General features: G+C 42.5%; 20 protein-coding genes. 6 read left to right on the plus strand and 14 right to left on the minus strand.

From position 1 onward, the window contains the following. Positions 1-252: 252 nt before the first annotated feature. On the minus strand, positions 253-2,682 hold the full coding sequence (gene parC, locus I2484_RS06120; RefSeq protein ID WP_207150157.1) for a DNA topoisomerase IV subunit A: 2,430 nt from the start codon (positions 2,680-2,682) through the stop codon (positions 253-255). Further along, positions 2,679-4,655, minus strand: coding sequence for a DNA topoisomerase IV subunit B (parE, locus tag I2484_RS06125; RefSeq protein ID WP_207150158.1), 1,977 nt, complete (start codon positions 4,653-4,655; stop codon positions 2,679-2,681). The genes parC and parE overlap by 4 nt, the downstream gene beginning before the upstream one ends. Before the next feature lie 300 nt (positions 4,656-4,955). On the opposite strand from parE, the gene plsY reads away from it, so the two are divergent. Beyond that, positions 4,956-5,558: a glycerol-3-phosphate 1-O-acyltransferase PlsY gene (plsY, locus tag I2484_RS06130; RefSeq protein ID WP_207150159.1), complete on the plus strand. Its 603-nt coding sequence runs from the start codon at positions 4,956-4,958 to the stop codon at positions 5,556-5,558. Between the two features lie 36 nt (positions 5,559-5,594). Further along, positions 5,595-5,888, plus strand: a complete 294-nt coding sequence (locus I2484_RS06135; RefSeq protein WP_207150160.1) for a HesB/YadR/YfhF family protein — start codon at positions 5,595-5,597, stop codon at positions 5,886-5,888. A gap of 104 nt (positions 5,889-5,992) precedes the next feature. On the opposite strand, the gene I2484_RS06140 is transcribed toward I2484_RS06135, so the two are convergent. The 5 genes from I2484_RS06140 to I2484_RS06160 all read right to left on the minus strand — a co-directional run bounded on the left by I2484_RS06140 (position 5,993) and on the right by I2484_RS06160 (position 12,294). Beyond that, positions 5,993-6,295, minus strand: coding sequence for a hypothetical protein (locus I2484_RS06140; RefSeq protein ID WP_207150161.1), 303 nt, complete (start codon positions 6,293-6,295; stop codon positions 5,993-5,995). Continuing rightward, positions 6,295-6,720 (minus strand): acyl-CoA thioesterase, encoded by a 426-nt coding sequence (locus I2484_RS06145; RefSeq protein WP_207150162.1) that lies wholly within the window; start codon positions 6,718-6,720, stop codon positions 6,295-6,297. The genes I2484_RS06140 and I2484_RS06145 overlap by 1 nt, the downstream gene beginning before the upstream one ends. Positions 6,721-6,930: 210 nt before the next feature. Next, entirely contained in the window at positions 6,931-9,645 is a 2,715-nt protein-coding gene (gene acnA / locus I2484_RS06150) for an aconitate hydratase AcnA (RefSeq protein ID WP_207150163.1), read from the minus strand. A 166-nt stretch (positions 9,646-9,811) separates the two neighbouring features. Beyond that, positions 9,812-11,125, minus strand: coding sequence for a D-arabinono-1,4-lactone oxidase (locus I2484_RS06155; RefSeq protein ID WP_255551152.1), 1,314 nt, complete (start codon positions 11,123-11,125; stop codon positions 9,812-9,814). After that, on the minus strand, positions 11,122-12,294 hold the full coding sequence (locus I2484_RS06160; RefSeq protein WP_207150165.1) for a type III PLP-dependent enzyme domain-containing protein: 1,173 nt from the start codon (positions 12,292-12,294) through the stop codon (positions 11,122-11,124). Before I2484_RS06160 ends, I2484_RS06155 begins: the two co-directional genes overlap by 4 nt. A 186-nt stretch (positions 12,295-12,480) precedes the next feature. Between I2484_RS06160 and I2484_RS06165 the strand changes: the two genes are divergently transcribed. Next, positions 12,481-13,026, plus strand: coding sequence for a cysteine hydrolase family protein (locus I2484_RS06165; RefSeq protein WP_207150166.1), 546 nt, complete (start codon positions 12,481-12,483; stop codon positions 13,024-13,026). Between the two features lie 113 nt (positions 13,027-13,139). After that, positions 13,140-13,394, plus strand: a complete 255-nt coding sequence (locus I2484_RS06170; RefSeq protein WP_207150167.1) for a GlsB/YeaQ/YmgE family stress response membrane protein — start codon at positions 13,140-13,142, stop codon at positions 13,392-13,394. A gap of 280 nt (positions 13,395-13,674) precedes the next feature. Here the strand turns inward: I2484_RS06170 and I2484_RS06175 are convergent, their stop codons facing one another. Both I2484_RS06175 and I2484_RS06180 read right to left on the minus strand, forming a co-directional pair. After that, positions 13,675-14,349, minus strand: coding sequence for a lytic transglycosylase domain-containing protein (locus tag I2484_RS06175; protein WP_207150168.1), 675 nt, complete (start codon positions 14,347-14,349; stop codon positions 13,675-13,677). Between the two features lie 37 nt (positions 14,350-14,386). Beyond that, positions 14,387-14,980, minus strand: a complete 594-nt coding sequence (locus tag I2484_RS06180) for an SCO family protein (RefSeq protein WP_207150169.1) — start codon at positions 14,978-14,980, stop codon at positions 14,387-14,389. A 526-nt stretch (positions 14,981-15,506) separates the two neighbouring features. Here I2484_RS06180 and I2484_RS06185 point away from each other — a divergent pair. Continuing rightward, positions 15,507-15,914, plus strand: coding sequence for a DUF2621 domain-containing protein (locus I2484_RS06185; protein WP_207150276.1), 408 nt, complete (start codon positions 15,507-15,509; stop codon positions 15,912-15,914). A gap of 110 nt (positions 15,915-16,024) precedes the next feature. Here the strand turns inward: I2484_RS06185 and I2484_RS06190 are convergent, their stop codons facing one another. The 5 genes from I2484_RS06190 to I2484_RS06210 form a co-directional block, all read right to left on the minus strand. After that, the gene (locus tag I2484_RS06190; protein ID WP_255551154.1) at positions 16,025-16,549 is read right to left on the minus strand and encodes a CcdC family protein; all 525 of its coding nucleotides are present in this window, start codon (positions 16,547-16,549) and stop codon (positions 16,025-16,027) included. After that, entirely contained in the window at positions 16,546-16,854 is a 309-nt protein-coding gene (locus tag I2484_RS06195) for a thioredoxin family protein (protein ID WP_207150170.1), read from the minus strand. Before I2484_RS06195 ends, I2484_RS06190 begins: the two co-directional genes overlap by 4 nt. 21 nt (positions 16,855-16,875) lie before the next feature. Further along, the gene (locus I2484_RS06200; RefSeq protein WP_207150171.1) at positions 16,876-17,586 is read right to left on the minus strand and encodes a cytochrome c biogenesis CcdA family protein; all 711 of its coding nucleotides are present in this window, start codon (positions 17,584-17,586) and stop codon (positions 16,876-16,878) included. A 306-nt stretch (positions 17,587-17,892) separates the two neighbouring features. Beyond that, the gene (locus I2484_RS06205; protein ID WP_207150172.1) at positions 17,893-19,680 is read right to left on the minus strand and encodes an ABC transporter ATP-binding protein; all 1,788 of its coding nucleotides are present in this window, start codon (positions 19,678-19,680) and stop codon (positions 17,893-17,895) included. Continuing rightward, positions 19,680-21,434 carry an ABC transporter transmembrane domain-containing protein gene (locus tag I2484_RS06210; RefSeq protein WP_207150173.1) on the minus strand — a complete coding sequence of 585 codons (1,755 nt, stop codon included), beginning with the start codon at positions 21,432-21,434 and terminating at the stop codon, positions 19,680-19,682. The genes I2484_RS06205 and I2484_RS06210 overlap by 1 nt, the downstream gene beginning before the upstream one ends. A 186-nt stretch (positions 21,435-21,620) precedes the next feature. Here I2484_RS06210 and I2484_RS06215 point away from each other — a divergent pair, with 186 nt between their 5' ends. Beyond that, positions 21,621-22,070 (plus strand): DUF4362 domain-containing protein, encoded by a 450-nt coding sequence (locus I2484_RS06215; RefSeq protein WP_207150174.1) that lies wholly within the window; start codon positions 21,621-21,623, stop codon positions 22,068-22,070. Positions 22,071-22,447: the final 377 nt, after the last annotated feature.

Below are 22,447 nucleotides of genomic sequence, written 5' to 3' on the forward strand. Positions count from 1 at the left end.
GTTATATATGTTGAACTATAGAACTCTATCTATCTCGCTACGGTGCTAGGGGATGCCTCCCCTTCTTAGCAAAGCAGCTTCGCCGGCAGTCTAAGAACTTCGGCTGCTCTTTGTAAGGCTCATTCTCTCAGTATAAATTTATAGCATATATAGTTTCCTTTTGAACGCGCAAATTATTTCGCTTATCGAACTATTATACGTTAGAAGAAATTAAAAGTCATGGGAGGATACTCCCATGACTTTTAAAGTTACTTATTCAATTTCAGCTTTCGGATCTTTATAGATATGTGTTATGCTGCCATCTTTTTTCTCATCGGCTAAGCTACTGCCGTTTGAAGAGCGGTCAACTGGTCGCAATGATCCCGCTAAGATAGGAATTTTACTTCCCTTTTCTGTCGCTAAAACAATGATTTCATCATTTTTCACCAGTAACGCTCCGATAACACGATATGGATTTGACTTAAGCTCCTTCAGTACAACATTACCTCGTTGCGCCCTAGAAGCGCTTTCGAGCTCTTTTAAGCCCATTCTTTTCACGCTACCTCGCTGTGTCGCGATTAAGACGGAAGCCCCGTCATCTGCATTAATCTCCATTGCGACGAGTTGGTCATCATCCTTTAGGTTAATGCCCCGTACACCGGCTGTCCTTATGCCTGTTACTGACAACTCAGTAAGTGGGAAGCGAAGCGCATAGGCCATCTGCGTGAAGAGGATAACGTCTTCGTCCCCTTTGACGAGCCTTGCGTCAATCATCGCATCGTCTTTTTTAACACCCATCGCTTTAAACAACCTTGAATAGCGCTGGACTTTAAAATCGGCAAGTTTGGATTGTTTGATTAACCCATTTTTCGATGCTGTAACGATTAACGCTTCTTCATCGAAGTTCTCAAGGCCAATCGCCGCCACAATCGTTTCATTCTGCGCAAGCGGGATGATACTCGAGATGTGTTGCCCAAGATCTTTCCATTTAATATCTGGCAGCTCATGAATAGGCTGATAGAGATAGTTCCCGGCCGATGTAAACAGTAAGAGATGATGCTGCGTGTTCATTGGCGCTTCTAACAGCGTATAATCGGATTCTTTCATTTCTTGTCCCGTGCCGTTTGATGCGCTGTAAGAGCGGACGCTAGTGCGTTTCACATAGCCATCTTTCGTGACTGATACAATCACTTCTTCACTTGGAACAAGGATATCAAGATCGACTTTAATTTCCTCGATTTTTTCCTCGATAACAGAACGTCTTGGTTCTGCAAATTGTTTCCGAATGTCAAGAAGCTCTTTTTTAATGACTGCAGAGAGCTTTTTATCGCTCTTCAATATGGCATCAAGCTGTTCAATCAGTTTCCGAAGCTCAGCATCTTCTTGCTGAAGTTCAGTAATATCCGTGTTCGTCAGTCTATAAAGCTGTAGTGAAACGATTGCTTCAGCTTGAATTTCGGAGAATTCGAATTTTGAAATGATATTATTTTTAGCATCACGTTTATCTTTTGATGCACGAATCGCTTTGATCACTTCATCCAAAATCGATAATGCTTTCATAAGCCCTTCGACGATATGTAGCCGGTCTTGCGCTTTTTGGATATCGTATTGGGATCTTCGTGTGACGACTTCTTTCTGGTGGCCAATATACGCATCGAGCAACATTGGCAGTGACATTAATGTCGGCCTACGTCCGGAGATGGCAATCATATTGAAGTTATACGTCACTTGCAAGTCTGTATTTTTAAGAAGATATTGCAAAATAGCATTGCCGTCGACGTCCTTTTTCAGTTCGATGACGACACGGAGACCTGTACGATCCGATTCGTCTCTGACGTCTGCGATACCATCTAGTTTCCGGTCATGACGAAGCTCATCCATCTTCCTCACCATAGTTGCTTTGTTCACGTCATAAGGGATTTCCGTCACAACGATTTGCGATTTACCGCCTTTTAAAGGTTCGATGAACGACTTTGACCTGATGACAAAACGTCCTTTTCCGGTCTCGTAAGCTGTTTTAATACCATTTGTACCTTGGATAGTACCGCCAGTTGGAAAATCAGGTCCTTTGATAACTGTCATCAATTCATCGACTGAAACGTCCGGTTTGTCCATCCGCATAAGGACTGCATCAAGGACTTCATGAAGCGCATGTGGTGGGATATCGGTCGCATAGCCTGCAGAAATACCTGTTGAACCGTTAACAAGCAAGTTTGGATACCTTGCGGGTAAAACAGTTGGTTCAGGTTCAGTATCATCGAAGTTTGGTATGAAATCGACAGTGTTTTTACCCAGGTCGCGTAGCATTTGCCCTGCTATTGTAGAAAGCCGTGCTTCTGTATACCGCATTGCAGCAGCTGAATCTCCATCGACTGAACCGTTATTTCCTTGCATTTCAACTAACATATGGCGCAGTTTCCAGTCTTGGCTCATTCGTACCATTGCTTCGTAGACGGATGTGTCACCGTGGGGATGATAGTTCCCGATGACATTCCCGACTGTTTTGGCGGATTTACGGAATGCTTTCTCATGTGTATTGCCTTCGTGGAACATCGCATACAAAATACGCCGCTGAACGGGTTTTAAGCCATCGCGTGCGTCAGGCAATGCCCGGTCCTGGATGATGTACTTACTATATCGTCCAAACCGGTCACCGATCACTTCTTCCAGGGGAAGGTCTTGGTAGCTTTCCGATTGTGTCATTCAAAATCCCCCTCAACGTGCAAAAATTCGTTGTCCAAAATATTGTGCTCTTCCTGCGTACCGAAATCGACGTTCTCTTCAATCCAGCGTCGTCTTGGCTCTACCTTATCGCCCATAAGTGTCGTAACTCGGCGTTCAACTGTAGCGCTGTCTTCAATCGTTACACGGATTAATGTACGCGTTTCAGGATCCATAGTTGTTTCCCATAACTGATCGGCATTCATTTCACCAAGTCCTTTGTAGCGTTGGAGCATATACCCTTTGCCAACTTTTTCTATCGCTTTATTAAGTTCGGTGCCTTCAGTCCATGCATAAGCAAATTTTTCGCTCTTCCCTGTCCCTTTAAACACTTTGTAAAGAGGTGGCAATGCGATATATACTTTTCCTGCTTCAATTAGCGGTTTCATGTAACGGTAGAAAAACGTGAGCAATAGCACTTGGATATGTGCCCCGTCTGTATCCGCATCCGTCATGATGATTACTTTATCGTAAGCGATGTCTGCTACTTGGAAGTCAGAGCCTACGCCGCCGCCGATTGCATGGATAATCATATTGATTTCTTCATTCTTCATGATATCCTCGAGCTTTGCTTTTTCAGTATTAAGTACTTTCCCTCGTAGTGGAAGGATTGCCTGGAATACACGGTCTCGTCCTTGTTTTGCAGAGCCGCCAGCAGAGTCACCCTCGACTAAGTATAGTTCGTTTTTCGCAGCGTTTCTAGATTGGGCAGGTGTTAATTTACCCGATAGAAGTGTATCTGATCTTTTTCTCTTTTTACCTGAACGTGCATCTTCACGTGCTTTTCGCGCCGCCTCACGAGCCTGATGCGCCCGAATTGCCTTACGTACGAGTGACGCACTTAAATCCGCATTCTCTTCAAGGAAATACAGAAGCTTTTGGGATACAATTGAATCGGTTACACCTCTTGCTTCGCTTGTCCCGAGTTTCCCTTTTGTCTGTCCCTCAAATTGCAAGATTTCTTCCGGTATACGTACTGATATAATCGCCGCAATTCCTTCACGGATGTCCGCACCTTCAAGGTTTTTATCTTTTTCTTTCAATAAACCCGCTTTTCTTGCATATTCATTAAATACACGCGTCATACCCGTTTTTGCGCCGGTTTCATGTGTTCCGCCGTCTTTAGTCCGGACGTTATTCACGAATGATAAAATCGTTTCTGAATAACCGTCACTGAATTGAAAAGCAAATTCAACTTCTATACCTTCTGATTCGCCCTCCAAGTAAGCTACTTCATGTAAGACGTCCTTCTCTTCATTCAGATAGGAGATAAAGGCTTCAATGCCCGTTTCGTATTGGAAGATTTCAAGTTTGTCCGTTCCTTCTTCTTTTAGCTCGATTTTTAAGCCTTTTAACAGGAAAGCAGACTCCCGTAAGCGTTCACTAATGGTGTCATATTGATATTTTAACGTTGAGAAGATCGTCGCATCCGGTTTGAAGTGAATGAGTGTCCCTTTTTCACGTGTTGTTCCAATTTGTTCTAGCGTCGTGGCTGGCTTACCGCCATTTTCGAAGCGTTGACAAAACTTTTTGCCATCACGAAAAATCGTGACTTCGAGTTTTTCAGACAGTGCGTTTACGACAGATGCGCCAACTCCGTGGAGTCCACCACTTGTTTTATACCCGCCTTGTCCAAATTTGCCGCCCGCATGGAGCACGGTCAGGATGACTTCCGTCGTTGGTTTACCAGACTGGTGTATTCCCGTTGGCATACCCCGTCCGTAGTCACGCACACTGACGCTTCCGTCTTTATGAAGTGTCACATCTATTTCGTTACCAAATCCCGCTAGCGCCTCATCTACCGCATTATCAACAATCTCGTAGACAAGGTGGTGAAGTCCGCGGGAATCGGTTGAACCAATGTACATACCAGGTCTTTTTCGTACCGCATCGAGGCCTTCAAGTATTTGTATCGAATCATCATCATACGTATAATTATCTACGTTTTTCGTCAAAGTGCAACCTCCATCAAACAAATGTTCTCTAATGTGTAATCGTACCGCTTCCTTTAAAGCTTGTCAAATCAACGTTTTCGAAAGCTCGCTCAATTAATTGTATAGAAGATGGCCTTTTATTGCAACGAAGACAGGAAATTGTTAGTCTCGGAAACCAGCAGTTAGAGGTCCGAAGATTAGAAATCAAGCGATAACTGTTTAACTTGGTTGACCCAATTACCACTTGAAGCCCATTGTCGCAACTTCACGGTTCTGCTAAACTAGGTCTATACATAGACAAACTAAAAAAGGGGTACATCAATGGAACTTATCATACTTTTACTGATTGCTTATCTAATCGGCTCCGTTCCTTCTGCACTTTGGGTTGGGAAACTTTTTTACAAGACTGACATTCGTCAACATGGTAGCGGAAATCTAGGTGGCACGAATACCTTCCGTGTACTTGGTAAAACAGCGGGACTTACCGTAACAATTCTTGATATTTTAAAAGGAACGGTAGCTGCACTGTTACCACTCCTTCCTATTTTCGACAGCGTTGCAGTCCATCCTCTACTTCCAGGACTTCTTGCGGTTGTCGGACATATGTATCCTGTCTTCGCTCACTTCAAAGGTGGTAAAGCTGTTGCGACATCGGGCGGTGTGTTGCTTGCCTATGAATGGCCCGTTTTCATCATTGTGCTCGTTACATTTTTCATCGCTTTAAAAGTAACGAAAATGGTGAGTTTATCATCAATGATTGTATCTGTAGTTGGATTTGTATACAGTATCTATTTTTACTTCCGAACAGGCGATATTTATCTGATGGTGATGATTGGTCTTTTCGGTGCCTTTATCTTCTACCGCCACCGGGAGAATATAGGTCGCATCAAAGCAGGAACTGAGCCAAAAGTGAAGTGGTTATAATACAATGATAGTAGTAATGGAAGGCTGGTGCGTCCTATGAAGATTATTTTATCGAACGAAGCGCTTTTATGGTTTAAAGAAGAGATGGAAGCTGTACCTGGTGACGCCATTCGCTTTTTTGCAAGATATGGCGGGTCAAGTTCGATACAGGCAGGCTTTTCGCTTGGTGTAACGAAAGAACAACCAGATGAAGTAGCCGTTGAAACCGAGCATGATAGCGTCCGTTATTATGTTGAAAGCCGGGACAAATGGTATTTCACTGACCATAACTTATATGTCAGTGTTGATCCGAAACTAGCCGAACTTATTTATTCATACGAAAAAGCGTGAGGGCCATATGCCTCACGCTTTTATTTATGAGTAGGCAAGGCTTTGATGACAATAAGTAATTATTAACTCCCAAAAAAACGTAGAACTATTATACTTCACGCTCTCTACAGTAGATTGAAACGTTCTAATTGATTGCGTAGCCCTTCCTTTAGTAAAATATCTCGTTCATGCTTCCCAAACAAATCAAAATGAGGATAATCATCCCGCATATCGATCCACTCGCGCTTCAATCCATATCGCTTGCCCCATTCGACAAGTTTGTCGATATCCGCGCAACCTGCCTTGGTTACTGTATTGCATGCTGGAAAGCGTTCATCGAGCCAGTAATGAGTTAAAAATGCCATTTCCCCTTCGCTGACTGCTTTTTTCCATGCTTGCAGTTCGGCGCGACGTATTCCAAATGCCATTAATCTTTACACCGCTTAACTTCCGTATATTTAGCATCCCAATCAGGTGCAACTTTCTTTAGGGAAACGGGACGGAATGACCCTTTTTTCACGATGACATGTTCCGATTTTGCTGTTGCTGAAATTGTGCCGTCCTCATGGAGGATTTCATAGCCGTAAGTTGTTCGCAGCCTTCCGTGTGACTCTACCCAAGTCCGTACAGTCGCTTTCTGACCGTATTTCATCGCCGCCTTATATTGGATAGATAAGTCCGTAACTGGCGACAAGAAGCCGTCTGCCTCCAGTTGCGCGTATGTATAGCCTAAGTCCTCAATCAACTTCGTTCTTCCGATTTCCATCCACACTAAATAGTTCGCGTGATAGACGATACCCATCTGATCTGTTTCTGCGTATCTGATTTCAATTTCTTTTTCACTGATAAACAATTACCGTCACCTCATTCCCTATTATACAAAAGCAATGCTGAAAAAGCTGTCTAGAGGTTACACCTTTTTTTTAGATAGAAAAAAGGTGCCCGGTTAAACCGGACACCTTCTCGTATAGATAATTATAATTTTCTCTACCCGGAACAGTGTCCAGGCTCCAGCGCCTAGGGGCTGGAGCCTGTCGCCCCTGAACAGGCGCTTACGCTTTTCTTAGTTCGTTTTCATTTTATCACGAAGAACCATTTGCAGGATTCCGCCGTGACGGTAGTAGTCTACTTCAACTTCAGAGTCAAAGCGTGCTAGTACGTCAAATTCTTTGACAGAACCGTCTTTTGCTGTTGCTGTCACTTTCAGAATATCGCGTGGTTTAACACCTTCTGCGATATTAACGTTGATTGCCTCTTCACCAGTAAGGCCAAGTGTTTCAGCACTATCGCCTTTCATGAATTGAAGTGGAAGAACGCCCATCATAACAAGGTTTGAACGGTGAATACGCTCGTAGCTTTCAGCGATAACTGTTCTGATACCTAGAAGTGAAGTACCTTTTGCTGCCCAGTCACGTGAAGAACCCATTCCGTAGTCTTTTCCTGTGATGATTGCAAGACCTGTACCTTCTTCTTGATACTTCATAGCAGCATCATAGATTGGCATAATTTCTTTTGTTGGCCAGTAAGTCGTGAATCCACCTTCTGTACCTTTCGCAATCTGGTTACGAATACGGATGTTAGCGAATGTACCGCGCATCATTACTTCATGGTTACCACGGCGTGAACCGTATGAGTTGAAGAAACGAGGGCTTACGCCATTGTCGATCAAGTATTTACCAGCCGGCGTATCTTTACCGATTGCCCCTGCAGGTGAAATATGATCCGTTGTGATTGAATCGCCAAACTTACCAATGACACGAAGTCCTGAAAGTGCTTGAATGTCAGCTGGCTCTGTTGCAAGACCCTCGAAGAACGGCGGGTTTTGAATATACGTTGAGTTTTCATCGAAATCATACAATGAATCGTCTGTTGTTTCGATTGCATTCCATGCTTCGTTCTCAGTGAATACACGTGCATATTCTTTACGGAATAACTCAGGAGTAACTGTTGCTTTAACAACTGCTTGAATTTCTTCCGTAGTTGGCCAAATATCTTTGAAGAAGACATCAAAGCCGTCTTTGTCTTTACCAATTGGATCTTTTTCGAAGTCGATATCGACTGTTCCGGCAAGTGCATAAGCAACAACAAGTGGTGGTGAAGCCAAGTAGTTTGCTTTCACAAGTGGGTGAATACGACCTTCAAAGTTACGGTTACCAGATAGAACTGAAGACATTAGCATATCGTTGCCCATGATCGCTTTTTCAATTTCAGGAAGAAGCGGTCCAGAGTTACCGATACATGTTGTACAACCGTATCCAACTGTGTTGAATCCGATTTGATCTAAGAACACATTAAGACCTGAATCTTCCAGGTAGCCTGTAACGACTTTTGAACCTGGTGCAAGTGATGTTTTCACGTAAGCTGGTGGTGTAAGTCCTTTTTCAACTGCTTTTTTCGCGACAAGCCCAGCACCCAACATAACATATGGATTAGAAGTGTTTGTACATGAAGTGATTGCAGCGATTGCAAGGTCACCTGTTTTGATATTGACAGAACGGCCGTCTTCAAATTCAATTGTAGCTGTTTTTGCAAGCTCTTTTGGAGAGAATCCGAAACCTTGGTTTCCTTCAGGTGCAACAACTGCTTCTTTGAATGAACTTTGCATTTCTGTAAGAGGAATCAAATCTTGTGGACGTTTCGGTCCAGCAAGGTTCGCTACGATACCAGTAAGGTCGATTTCGACAACATCAGTGTAAATTGGTTCTTCGTTCTCTACTGTGAAGAACATGTCGTTTTCAACTAGATATTGTTTAACTACAGCAATGTCGCTATCTTCACGGCCTGTTAAGCGCATGTAGTCAAGTGCTTCCTCATCAACTGGGAAGAAGCCACATGTAGCGCCGTATTCAGGTGCCATGTTCGCAATTGTTGCACGGTCTGCAAGTGGTAAGTGGGCAACGCCAGGTCCGAAGAACTCAACGAACTTACCTACAACGCCATGTGAACGAAGTGTTTGTGTAACTTTTAGCGCAAGGTCAGTTGCTGTCGTTCCGTTTGGAAGTTGGCCAACAAGTTTTACACCGATAACTTCTGGAATCGGGAAATATGAAGGCTGTCCAAGCATACCTGCTTCAGCTTCTATACCGCCGACGCCCCATCCAAGAACACCGATACCGTTGATCATCGTCGTGTGAGAGTCAGTTCCAACAAGTGTATCCGGGTATGTTTCGAATGTGCCGTCTTCGTTTTCAACTGCATGGACAACGTTTGCCAAGTACTCCAGGTTAACTTGGTGAACGATTCCTGTTGCAGGTGGTACTGCACGGTAGTTGTCATATGCTTTTTGTGCCCAGCTAAGGAATTGGTAACGTTCTGCGTTACGCTCGAATTCAAGTTCCATGTTTAGGTTAAGCGCTTCTGCTGTTCCGTAACGGTCAACTTGTACAGAGTGGTCAATAACAAGGTCAACCGGAATTTCAGGATTAATCTTGTTAGGGTCGCCGCCCATTGCTGCCATTGCTGAACGAAGTGATGCAAGATCAACAACAACAGGTACACCTGTGAAGTCTTGAAGGATAACGCGTGACGGTTTGAAAGGTACTTCTGCATCCGCGTCCGCATCTTTCCCCCATTTTGCCAGGTTTTCGACATGATTGTCTTTGATGACATAACCGTCGTGTTGACGTAGGACGGATTCAAGTAGCACTTTAATCGAGTAAGGTAGATTTGAAACTTTAGCGATACCGGCTTCTTCGAGTGCGGCAAGACGATAATAGTTATATGTCTTACCGTTCAGATCGAATGATGTACGGCTGTTGTGCAAATTGCTTTTTACCATTATTGAATTCCTCCTTCTATGTGTATAAGACTACTGAAAAGGCTGTAAATAAGCATCTTTTCTCTACTCCATCATATAATACCAACCCACATAAGTAAAATACATTAACTTTATAGTCTATCATAAGTTAATATTATGACTCTCTTCCTTCCTTGCATAGAACTCTTCATATACGAAAAATAGATTGCAAGTAATTTGTCATGAAAACGCGGTTAGGGTCGTATTGCTGTCGGATTTCCATGAAACGTTGGAGATTTGGATAAAGTTTTTGCATTTTTTCATTCGTCAAATCATTTACTTTTCCAAAATGTGGCCGCCCGTTGTATTTCTCCATTAGCTTGTGTACCCATTTAAAGTACGGTTCAGCGTCCATTCCTTTATACATATGGAACGCAAGGAACACCGTTTTCTCTCCTTGCGTGGGACTGAGAAAAGCATTGTCACCAGCTGCGACCCTGCATTCGATTGGAAAATGGACGTAAAACGGATGTGCACGCAAAAAGTTATGTACTTCTTCGATGCACGCTTCAAATGTATGCAAGGGAATCGCATATTCTGTCTCTGTGAATTTGACGAGTCGAGGTGAAGGGAACACTTCATAATACATACCCCTTTTTGAACCGTTTGGAACACTTTTTGCAGAAATAGTTGTCAACATTCGTGACATGCTGGGTTTGACGCGGCACAGTTCTGAAATCACTTTAAAACCAGCGTTTTCAATTAACCCATTTTTCATGAATTCGACTGTTTTCGATTGCAAAGTTTGTTTGTGGAGTGGCGTGATATTCGTCTTTTTTACTTGGACCGTATCTGTACCGGGGAAATAGAACCATTCAAAATGTCGGTTGTCGTGAATTCCGGAGGACCATTCAGCGAGGGCCTCACCTACCGTACTTCGATAACTCATCATCTGCAGGCTGTAAAGTGGGATAGTCTTAATGGTCACGTCGAGAAGGACACCGAGCATGCCAAGCGAAAGGCTAAGTGCTTTTGATAATTCGTCTTGGCTGCGACGATGATGCTGTATCTCCCCTTTACCGTCAACCCACGTCCAAGCGACAACTTGGCTGGATAGCGAACCGAGTGCGATTCCTGTGCCGTGCGTTCCTGTACTCACTGCCCCGGCAATTGTCTGCTCCTGAATATCTCCCATATTTTCGAAACCCATGCCAATGGCAGCAAGCATGGGTGCCGCCTCATGTAAATACGTGCCGCCCCAAAGTCTCGCTTCCATCGCTTCAGAGTCATAGGAGATAAGTCCACGTAAATTGTCAAGTGACATTGCGTCACTTTCGGGCTTCGCGATGGGACTAAATGAGTGCGCAGCTCCTGTTACACGGAGGGATACACCACGAATTCTGCAGCTATTTACGACGTCTTGTATATCGCTGGCACTTTTCGGAAAGTGATAATAATCCGGTGTCGCTTTGACATTCCTGGACCAGTTCGCCCATTTCATTCCCTTTTTCGGAGCATTCATAGAAAACATCCTTCCTCGCCTCTATAGGTTTTATAAGCACCAACATATTCAAATCCGCGTCTTGCGTGCAGTTCAGAAAAACGTTCGCAGAGCTCTCCCGCTTTGGCATGCCTAAAATAGACAGTATCTCCGACTTGAAGAGTTCCTTCTTTATCTCGCAATGGCGTTTGGACTTCGCCCGCCCCTTCATTTTTCAGATAGGAGAGCTTCTGCGGCCAGATAGGCACCGGATTTTTGTCGGTACCTATTGCTCCAGATGCAATATAACCACCCCCATGACAAACGATAATACCTTGCTCGGGCATTCTTGTGACACGAAGGGCGAAAGTCGCTGCCGGTTCAAGCGCCAAGTTTTGATACCTCGAGAATAATGCCGGAAAGTAAAAGGCAGAGCCGATTGTCAGTTCCGTCACTTCCTCTTCCCCCGATGTGAAATCGATGCTGCCAGAGCCGCCGCCATTTACGAATCGAAAACTGGACGAATTTTCCCGAATGAGATTGACTGCGCTTTTACGGAAATTGCGCACATCTTTACGGGACAGTCGCTTCAATTGTTTGATGAGAGCTGACTGCCAGCGAACTGCTGGGATATCCGCGACACCCGCAATCTGTGCTTCATAGCCCATGACACCAGTGATGTTAGTATGTGTGAATAAACTGCCTGCCTTCAATAATTTCTCCACATCTGTAATTGATTTTAAGGAAGAGCGGTTTGTTCCAAAATACAGTATTTTGAAATCTGATGAGACGTTTATATCAATACAAATTTCAAGAATGACGTCATTTAACTTAGCTACGGATTCTAACCACTCCCACTGTTCGATATGGTCAACCATAAAGATGACCGTCCGACCTTCACGGATATAGGGAATGAGTTGCATAAGCGCTTGTTCTTCAACTTGTGGATAGCCAAGTAACAGGTCATTAAATCCTTTATTAAGTAGGAAAAGTGTTTCCCTTAGATCGAATGTCATCAAGCCGGCAGGATAATCCAATCTCTTTGCAATGTATTGCAGCAGTTCTACCGATCGCACAGATTTTGTAGCGATTCGGACTCCTTTCGTTCCAGAGGACTTGTTGACAAATTCGATATTACGGTCAAGCGCTTCAAGGTCAATGCAAGCGAAAGGACGTGTAAGGTGGGCGTAGGCTGCTTCCGCTTCATCCAAAAGATCATCTCCCTTCAGGTGGTTCAGCTCGTATTAATTTAAGTATATTCTGATATTCATTTACACGCAAAATTACTTTTCTATTTATTTTATTTAGAGTAATCAAGTGGTTAAACACAGAAGTGAATGAAATAGTCACTAAATTATGGCATGATGGAATGGTTGACATATAAAGGGGTGGCATAAATGAAGAAAGCATTGTTGATTATTGATTATACAGAGGATTTTGTGGCTGAAGATGGTGCACTTACATGCGGGCAACCAGGAATTTCATTGGAAAAATACATTACCGAATTAACAGAAGGTTTTTTAGATGAAAATCATTTCGTTATAATGCCAGTTGATGTGCATGATGTAGGCGATTTGTATCATCCTGAAACGAAACAATTCCCACCACATAATATACGTGGGACTGTTGGAAGGAATCTGTATGGTTCCCTTCAACGATTGTATGATGAGCGCAAGGAAGAAATCCATTGGATGGACAAAACACGTTTTAGCGCATTTGCGGGAACAGACTTGGAATTGCTTCTCCGAGCACGGAGGATTACGGAATTGCATTTGGTTGGTGTCTGTACGGATATTTGCATCCTCCATACAGCCGTTGACGCATACAACCGGGGATTTGACATAGTCGTCCACGAGAAAGGTGTCGCAAGCTTCGATCCTGCAGGTCATGAATGGGCACTTTGTCATTTTGAAAATACGTTAGGTGTTACTGTTGTCCGCTAACTCTCTTGAGGTTTTAGGCAATATTTCCCTTTCAGGTGTTTAAGGGGATGTAATAAAGGTTATTGTAAAGACTATAGAGGAAATTTTAAATTATTAAAAAGGAGATGAATGGTATGAGTTTCATTTGGTTTTTAATTATTGGCGGTGTCATCGGTTGGCTTGCAGGGATGATTTTGGGAAGAGATATCCCAGGCGGTATTATCGGTAATATTATCGCTGGTATCATCGGTGCATGGATTGGTGGAATGCTACTTGGAAAATGGGGCCCGAAAGTGTCTGACTTCTACATCTTCCCTGCTTTCATTGGAGCTATTATACTTGTATTCATTGTGAGCTTTATTTTGAGATCAATGCGTAAAGCTTCGTAAAGAACAACAGCGGAAACACCCGTTCAGAGGAAGCAGGCATAAGAAATTAAAGGAAGGCTGTCTCAGTTCGCGACATCGTGTCGCAATGACTGCGTGACCTGCATCCTGCAGGCCTAAGCGGCGCACTTTTCCGCATAGCCGGACCAGCTTATGACCGAAAGTCTAGGCATTGAAGCCTAGTCGTGGAATATCGGCTTTCATAGGTAATCCGCAGGCCATGTACTTTATAGTTTCCTAAGCAATAAAAAGATGGACCCCATTTTACTGGTGGTCCATCTTTTTACTTATTGGCTGCTTCCATATCGAGTCGTTGGGCTTCGAATTCATTAAAAAACCGCAATACGTCCTGTACATATTTTTCACTGCGATTATAATTGAAAATCGCTTTTTCAAAATCTCCATCTGCGGCGCCGCTAATTGAAAGATAGTTGGCGGCACTATAAATGGCGTCTTCGATATCATATGGATCGGCTATGCCGTCCCCATTCCCATCAACGCCATATCCGCCATATTCTTTGATGATAGCGGGATTTGTCTTGTCTTTTTCAGGGATTTCTCCTTTACCAAGACCGCCGCATCCCGGATAAGTCCAACCTACAAATGTGCAAGGCATGAACTGCATATGTCCTTCAGCACCCACGGGTGAAAGCAGCGGATCCATCGTTGAAAAACGGGTTTCAATGCGGTGGTGTGCTGCTAGGAGGGTCCACGGGATACCATACGCCTCCGCCGCCTCTTTATAAATAGGGATGTACTCTTCAGGGATTGACGTGGCAGTGTGACGTTCCCCTATTTCGAGCAATGCACTTGCAGATTTCCGAATGAGTTCTGGATTTTTTAAACCTGTCCAGATAATAGCTGTTAATGTGAAGATTGTAACCGCAATGGGAATAAGCAGGATGATAAGCATTGCTTTCATCTTTATAGATAACCCTCTACGTTTTTGTTTTTTCATCTTTCCACCCCGTTAGATCCAGTATTGCTTTTGTTAGTTACGCGCCCTCTTTACTAAGTGCTTTCATATCCTTAATGATTTGATCAAATGGCACATCTACCATACCATTATAGGTTTTGACTGCTTCTCCTTTTTGATTGACAAGGAAGAAGTGTACTGCGTGCATGACTTGGTCTGAACCGGGAATATCAGCAACAGGCGTCTTGAATGACTTTGCCGCAAAGTTAGTGATGTCTTCTTGTTTATAGCCCGTTAGCATTTCCCAGTTTTTCTGATCCCCGACATCATACATGTCAAGGTATTCCTGCATTATTTCCGGTGTATCGAATGCGGGATCAATGCTGAAGGATACAATTTTATAATCTTCAACGCCTTCATCGATAAGTTTTTTATCGATATCTGCCATGTTACTCATCATCGGTGGGCAGGCACTCGTACAAACTGTGAAAACAAATTGTGCCAGCCATACTTTCCCTTTCATATCATCCAATGAAACCTTTTCATTGTGCTGGTTTGTAAATTCAAACGGTTCAATTTTAAAATTATGCTCTGCTTTGAACCCTCCACCGGAACATGCACTTAAAATAAGCACTACAAGTAATACATAAGGCAGTAAAAGTTTTTTTCTCATTTGGTTTCCTCCACTATCAATTGATACGTTCATCATATCGGAAGTAATGGCTTCAAACAAGCGCGGAGCTAAACGCTTCCATGTCGAATCCGTGACTTATTTGTGAAGTTCACTTCATCTTTAAAGAAACAAGGACATCGTGTATGTCTACAAGTTTCGTTTCGAGTCGGTGCAAGAGATAAAGTTAATCTTTAATAAGAGGTGGGGTTCTTCATCCCCCACTGATTGTTAGTTTAACCATTCGGGCTTTTACGGGCAGTTGATCCCCCCAATAATTCTTCTTCAGTCCTAAAAGACTTGAAGTGGGGAGCTTACTGCCCGCTAATGCGGGATAAATTGATTCAAAAATTGGAAACTCAACTTCTTGTATTTAACCCATCCATTATTCCATCACGTCCCCTCCTTTTACCTCCTATATAGTGTTAAGTTGAGAAAAGGAATACATTGTCCGTGTATTTTTTTACAAATGCTCTTATAATGGTGAATAGAATGGAAGAGGTGAAGACTGTTGCAACAAGATCTATTTATGTGGTTCATCATTTTCTGGTGCGTTGTCCTCATTGGACTTTTCGCTATTGGTGGCTATTTCATGTTCCGGAAGTTTTTAAAGGTGTTTCCAAAAGCAGACGGGAAATCGACACTGGACTGGGAAGAGCATTATGTGGAGAGCTCTCTCCACCTCTGGAATGACGAAGCAAAACTATTGTTGAATGAGCTAGTTGTCCCAGTACCGGAATTATTCCGCCCTGTAGCGAAGCAAAAAATCGCGGGTAAGATAGGTGAAATAGCGCTCGAGGAGCATGCGAGGAAAATTGATTCCGACCTTATTATCCGTGGGTATATACAAGCAACGCCTAAACGGGACCATAAATTTTTGCGCAAGAAAATGGCTGAAATGAAGATTGATCTAACTCCGTATGAACATTTATTTTGATTAAACAAAAGCGGAAACGCTGGTAGCCTAGATGTAGAATCTCTAACTTATAAATTTCCCCTTGTCCGAGATTTTAGTAGTCTCCAAGGAATGAAAAAAGGTGTCCGCAATTAAATGCGGACACCTTCTTCGTGTTTAACTTCTTTTATTTTTTTGTACTTAATAAGCATGCCGATCCGCCAAGGGACAATCATGCCAAATGCAAGAATCCAGAACATACCGCCAAGTTCCCCTACATCGATTGTATTGCTAAGAAGCAACTTCCCAACGAGCCGGACAATAAGTAGCCCAAGTAAAATGAATAGGAATGCTTTCGACCGTTTCATATAGATGTCGTTATCTTTGCGTTCGAAATTCGTTGTTTTTATCAAGATAATTGAGAAAAGTATCCCAACGAGGAGCGCTTCTAACACCTGAGGCAGTGGCACTCTAAATTCGTCGAATAGGAACATCAGCGCACCCGTCGACATAAAGAGGGGCGGCAAGATAATCTTCAGAGGTGTAACTGGTCTCTTCGCCGCTTTCGTCCTAACGATCAGCGCCATCGTCCCCATAAATAGGGCGAGGACGGTTGAACCAATAATGAGGTACATAGGAGGGACCTTCGTGAAAATCATTTCAATTAAATCATTCATTTTATTTCCTCCAAGCGACGTTCCAATTCCTCCATCTGAACGAAACGTGCAAATCGCTGGTATTCCTTCCCTTCATGAAATAATAGGACAACAGGCGCAGTAAACAATGCAAGCTGTCCCGCTATTTCTGGCACTGCTGCCGCATTCACTCTATAAAAAGGGATTGGAAAGTCAGCTTTCAGTGCATTCACTTGCGGGTATAAGCCCTCACAGACTGAACAGTTGTCAGTTTTCACGAATAGAAGCAGCTTTTTTTGTTGTTCAATTATATCAAGCCATGCCTCGAATGAGTTAATTTCTATCATTTCTATATCCCTCCATTTAACTCAAAAACCCTGAAAATCTCCAAAAATCGGGCTAAGCAAGCTTGTTAAATATGTCAATCCATCGAAGAACAGCAAAATTCCGAATGCGATCATGACGCCGCCCCCAATTTTCATAATCAGGCCACTATTCTTACGAATCCATCCAAGACGCGTTATAAAGAACGATAAAACAAAGAATGGAATCGCAAAACCGAACACATACATCAGCATATAGATAACTCCTGATCCAGGGTTTGTCGCTGCAAGTCCCAAGATTACCCCGATTATCGGTCCTGAACACGGCGTCCAACCAGCTGCGAATGCAAGCCCGATCAATGCGCTCCCAAAATAACCTGAAGGGCGGTTTTTAAACTGTAGTTTCTTTTCGCCCATAAGGAATTTAGGTGTGTATACACCTGCAATCATAAGGCCAAATAACACCATAAAAATTGCGCCACCTTGTCTGAGTATTACTTGGTTTTCTATGAAAAATGTCCCTACAAACGATGTAGCGAAACCAAGTACGACAAAAATAACTGAAAATCCGATTAAAAAGAACAGTGTATGTAATATTCCGTTTCTGTTCATGCGTTTCGAGTCCGATTTTAAATCATCCAGTGACATGCCCGTAATATACGAAATGAATGCTGGGTACAAAGGCAATGAACACGGTGAGATGAAACTTAAGAAACCAGCACCGAAAGCGAGAAATAAATTTAAATCTGTTGCCATTATTCTCTCCCCTTTAATTTTACTTCCTTAATCGTATCAAAAGAAGCGTTAAATTACGTCTAATATGTCTGTGAACAGTTTATGACTTTTTAGCGGATTGTAGTCTCAGGTCTCCGATTCTTGCTGCAATGACCCAATAACCTCTATTTTGTCGATGTAAAAACCGCCTATCCCATATGGGCAGGCGGTTTTAGTTCGTAAAAATATGTAGGCAATCTAAATTAGTCGCGGCCTGCGGCAACAAAGAGGGGTATAGTACAATCCCTCTTTGTTGCATGACCCAGATATTGTCGCCCAATACATTTGTCAGCTAACATCTTCCAAAATATTGTTTTGAAGTAGATACATCTTATGATAAAGCCCTTTTTGCATCAGTAATTCCTGGTGTGTTCCACGTTCGACGATTTCGCCTTTGTGCAGCACGAGAATCAGTTCCGCGTCTTGGATTGTACTTAGCCTGTGAGCAATTGCAATTGTGGTGCGCCCTTTCCTCATTTTCTCAAGGCTTAATTGAATTGCCACTTCTGTTTCTGTGTCAATATTGGCTGTTGCTTCATCGAGAACGAGAATTTTTGGATTCGTCGCGATTGTTCTTGCAAATGCAACAAGCTGGCGCTGACCACTTGAGAATGTGGAGCCGCGTTCTGTTACTTTTTGAGCGTATTTGTCGGGTAGTTTTTCAATGAATTCATTTGCCTGGACGAATTCAGCAGCTGCTCTCACTTCTTCAGACGTCATTTTCTTATCGTGCAAACGAATGTTGCTTTCGATGTCCCCATAGAAAAGAAACGGGTCTTGCAAGACAAGTCCTGTCTTCCTCCGAAGTTCTTCTGTCGGGAATTCTTTCAGCGAAACATCATCGATATAAATACCACCGCGCTCATATTCGTAGAAACGCATTAGCAAGTTGATGATGGAACTTTTTCCGCTTCCGGTATGACCGACGAGGGCAACAGTTTCACCTGCATTCGCGGTGAATGAAATATCTTTAAGTACATCGGTTTGTCCGTCATACGAAAACGATACATTTCGGAATTCGATTTTCCCGTTTTGAATTTCAGCATTTATACTATCGTCCTGTTTCGGTTCCATATCCGAATCATCCATTAGTATAAATACACGGGACGCTGCAACCATTGCCTGTTGGAAAATAGATAATCGCTGCATTACTTGTTGAACAGGCTGGAATAAACGGCCAATTAAAGTTGTAAATACATATAATATCCCGACTTCAACAGGACTGGCAAGGGATAAAAACCCGAAGTATCCGAGTACAAAAACGATTGCTCCAGCATACAGTAAATCAATTGCCGGACCCAGCAGGACACTGTCAAATTTGATGTTTCGCATTCCCGCGCGGAAATGTTTTTCATTAATATCATCAAATTCCGCTTCTAATCGGTCTTCCTGCCTAAATGCTTGGATCATTCCCATTCCGGATAATGATTCAGCTATTTTTGCGTTGAGCTGACTTAATCGCTCACGAATGTCTTGATAAAAATCAGCACTATAACGTCTGTAGACGACGATCACGGCTAAAAAAAACGGTAATAATAACAAGGAAATAAACGCCAACTTTGCATCAAGTGAAAACAGTGCAATGTAAACGCCGATGATTACAAATATAGCTTGTAAAAACGTGACAATGACACTGACGAACATTTCTTTGATTGCTTCCGTATCATTCGTCACACGTGACACGATACTTCCAGCAGGTGTTTTATCAAAATAACGCATACCGAGCCCTTGTACTTTTGAAAACACATCAATGCGCATTTGCTGAATGATTTTCAGTGCAATATCTTGGAAACGTATCAGCTGAAAATAAGAGACGATGACCATGAATAGCTGAATCCCTATATAGACAATTGCGATATTCGTGATGGCACTTCTCTGAAAACTCATTGTGGACAGATGATTATCAATGAATCGTTGAATAATTAAGGGCCCTACGATACTGCCTGCGACTGTCAATACAAGCAGGACAAGCGCGATAATTACGCTCTTTTTATGAGGGATGATGTAACGTAACAATCTTTTTAAGACAATCCATTGATCTTTCGCTGTTAATTTCGGTTGTTTTTCTGCTGACATTATTCCTCGCCTCCTTGTTCGACAAGCACTTCAAGCTGCTGCAAGTCATACATTTCTTTGTATCTTCCATTCATTTCGAGTAGCTCTTCATGCGTTCCAGCTTCGACAATCGTACCTTCATGCAGAACGATGATTTTATGCGCATGTTGAAGGGCACTTAATCTGTGCGAGGTAATAATTGTCGTCTCACCTGTACGTGTTTGTTTGAGTGATTGTAAAATCGCTTCTTCCGTTTTGGCGTCGACGGCCGATAAGGAATCGTCCAATAGCAGTAATTCGGGTTCCATGATTAATGCTCGAGCAATGGATATCCGCTGTTTCTGACCACCAGACAACGATACACCACGTTCTCCAACAATGGTGCCATATCCTTCCGTAAATCCTGAAATGTCGTCATGGATATGCGCAAGTCGTGCAGCATCATGAATTTTCTCCGCTCCAATTTTCGGATTTGTAAAAGCTATATTTTCAGCAATTGTTGTTGAAAATAGGAAGTGATCTTGTGGTACATAACCAATCGACTCTCTTAAACGTTGCTGCTTGTATTGATTGATTGGTTTGTCTCCATAGACAATGCTTCCTTTGTATCCTTCAAACTCTCTTAGTAATAATTTTAAAATCGCCGTTTTACCTGACCCAGTTTTACCGACAACGCCCATTGTTTCTCCTCGTATTAGCGTGAAGTGAACGTCGTGCAACGCAGCACGCTCATCACCTGGGAATTTGAACTCATCTATATCGAAATGTAAATCACCTTCTGGTCTTCTATCAATCGCACCCGCTACGTCTTTAATTTCTGGTGCGACAGATAACAATTCCGTAATCCGGCTATAAGATGCATTTCCACGCTCTACAATATTAAATAGGAAGCCGAATGCAAGCATCGGCCAGACAAGAAGTCCGAGGTACGTACTGAACGCTACCATGTCACCAATTGACATGTCACCTGCAATAATAAACTTCGTACCAAAATAGAAAGACAAAATGTATGAAATCGCGAAAATCCCTGTAATCGTCGGGTCAAATAATGCATCCACTTTGGCGACACGCATATTTTTACTAACGACATCTGTAGATAAGCTTGTAAAATCTTCAATATCTTCGTTTTTCTGACCGAATGTTTTGATGACTTTAATGCCAGATATACTTTCCTGCGTTTTATCATTCAAATTGGAGAATGCTTCTTGGGCAAACCTGAATCGCTTACGTAATAATTTTCCATAGTAACTTGTCAGGAAAATCATGAATGGCAGAGGAATGAGTGCAATCAATGTCAATTTCCAATTGATGGTGATGGCCATCGTCAAAATGACGAATCCGCCTGTTGAGATGGAATCGACAAGCGTCAAAATACCCATACCTGCCGTTTGCTGTACAGCACCTATATCATTTGTGGCATGGGCCATTAAATCTCCTACACGTCTCTTTTGGTAGAAAGATGGCGACATTCTTGTAAAATGATTGAATAACTTTTCACGCATTATTTTGGATAACAAAACGGCTGATCCAAAAATCATCACACGCCAGTAATAACGTGCAATGTACATGAGGATACCTGCTACAGATAGGATAACAAGCCACTTTGTGAGCCCTTCAGCTGTTAAAGAACCTCCTGCAATGTCATCGACGATAATTCCGATGATTTTCGGCGGCAACAATTGTAATAAGGAAACGAAAACTAGCATCGCAATCCCGAAAAGATATTGCTTCTTCTGCTGTTTAAAAAACCAGCTGAGCTGTACTAAAACCTTCACGCTACTCCCCCTACTTTTCTTTAAAATTAGACCTTTGATTAGTTTAGCAAAAGTCTGAACAACATAAAAGGTCCGGGATTCAAATAATTCGGACTAGGAAATAGTTATAAGATTTCAAGATGGGATGATGTCTGCTATTTCTTCATACAATTGAGGTGAAACGTTAGTGGATCGAGGAGGATATATATGAGGAACAAAATACACTTATATTTACTTGTACTAATAGCCATGACAGTCAGCTCAGCTTGTTCGTATACTAGTGAAAAAGCAGTCCTAAACGGTGATGTCGTCAATATGCACGGGCCTATCTATAACTATCCGGTGTTTGAATCGTTTTTGGAAAGTATGGAGATGAAGGAAGCGGCTACAGTTCGTATTGCTAATTACACGCTCGAAGGAGATTTAACTTTATATAATATTTCTTCCGAAGGCTCAACAATCAACTTAGAAATAGACCGTTCAAAACATAAAAGCAGAGGAAACGATCCTGTCAAAGTTAACATGACATGTACGGATCTAATAGAAGAAGAAGGTCAACAATTATTTGTATACACACTTAAAGAATGTGATTCGTCTGTCGAAAGCTTTACGATTTTAAGTGTAGCGAAAGAACATGTGGAGGAACACGCTCATTAAATCTTGCTAACCTAGATTAATCAAGCACTCAATTCTTTTTTCATCAACTTGATACTTTCATTTAGGTTCTATCCATTGATTTAGCCATTTAATTTTCAATTTCGGCTTATGGTCATACCTATTGATTAACCATTTTCTTGCATAACACACTTGTAAGAAAGGCTTGAAAACATCCATTTTCACTGGGCCATTTCCGGTCCGCTTATGGCGAAATATTCACGATAGCTTAACCTACGGGCATGTGGCTTGATATGACGATGTCATTCCTCCATGGTCATCCTGTTGCAAATAGTTGCCTGTCGCCTAACTACAACATTCAAGTGATAAATGTAGCTGCTTTATAAAAATAGTAGATCTATCTAACTAAGGATTCAGTC

Source organism: Sporosarcina sp. E16_8 (genome assembly GCF_017347095.1).
Lineage (GTDB): Bacteria > Bacillota > Bacilli > Bacillales_A > Planococcaceae > Sporosarcina.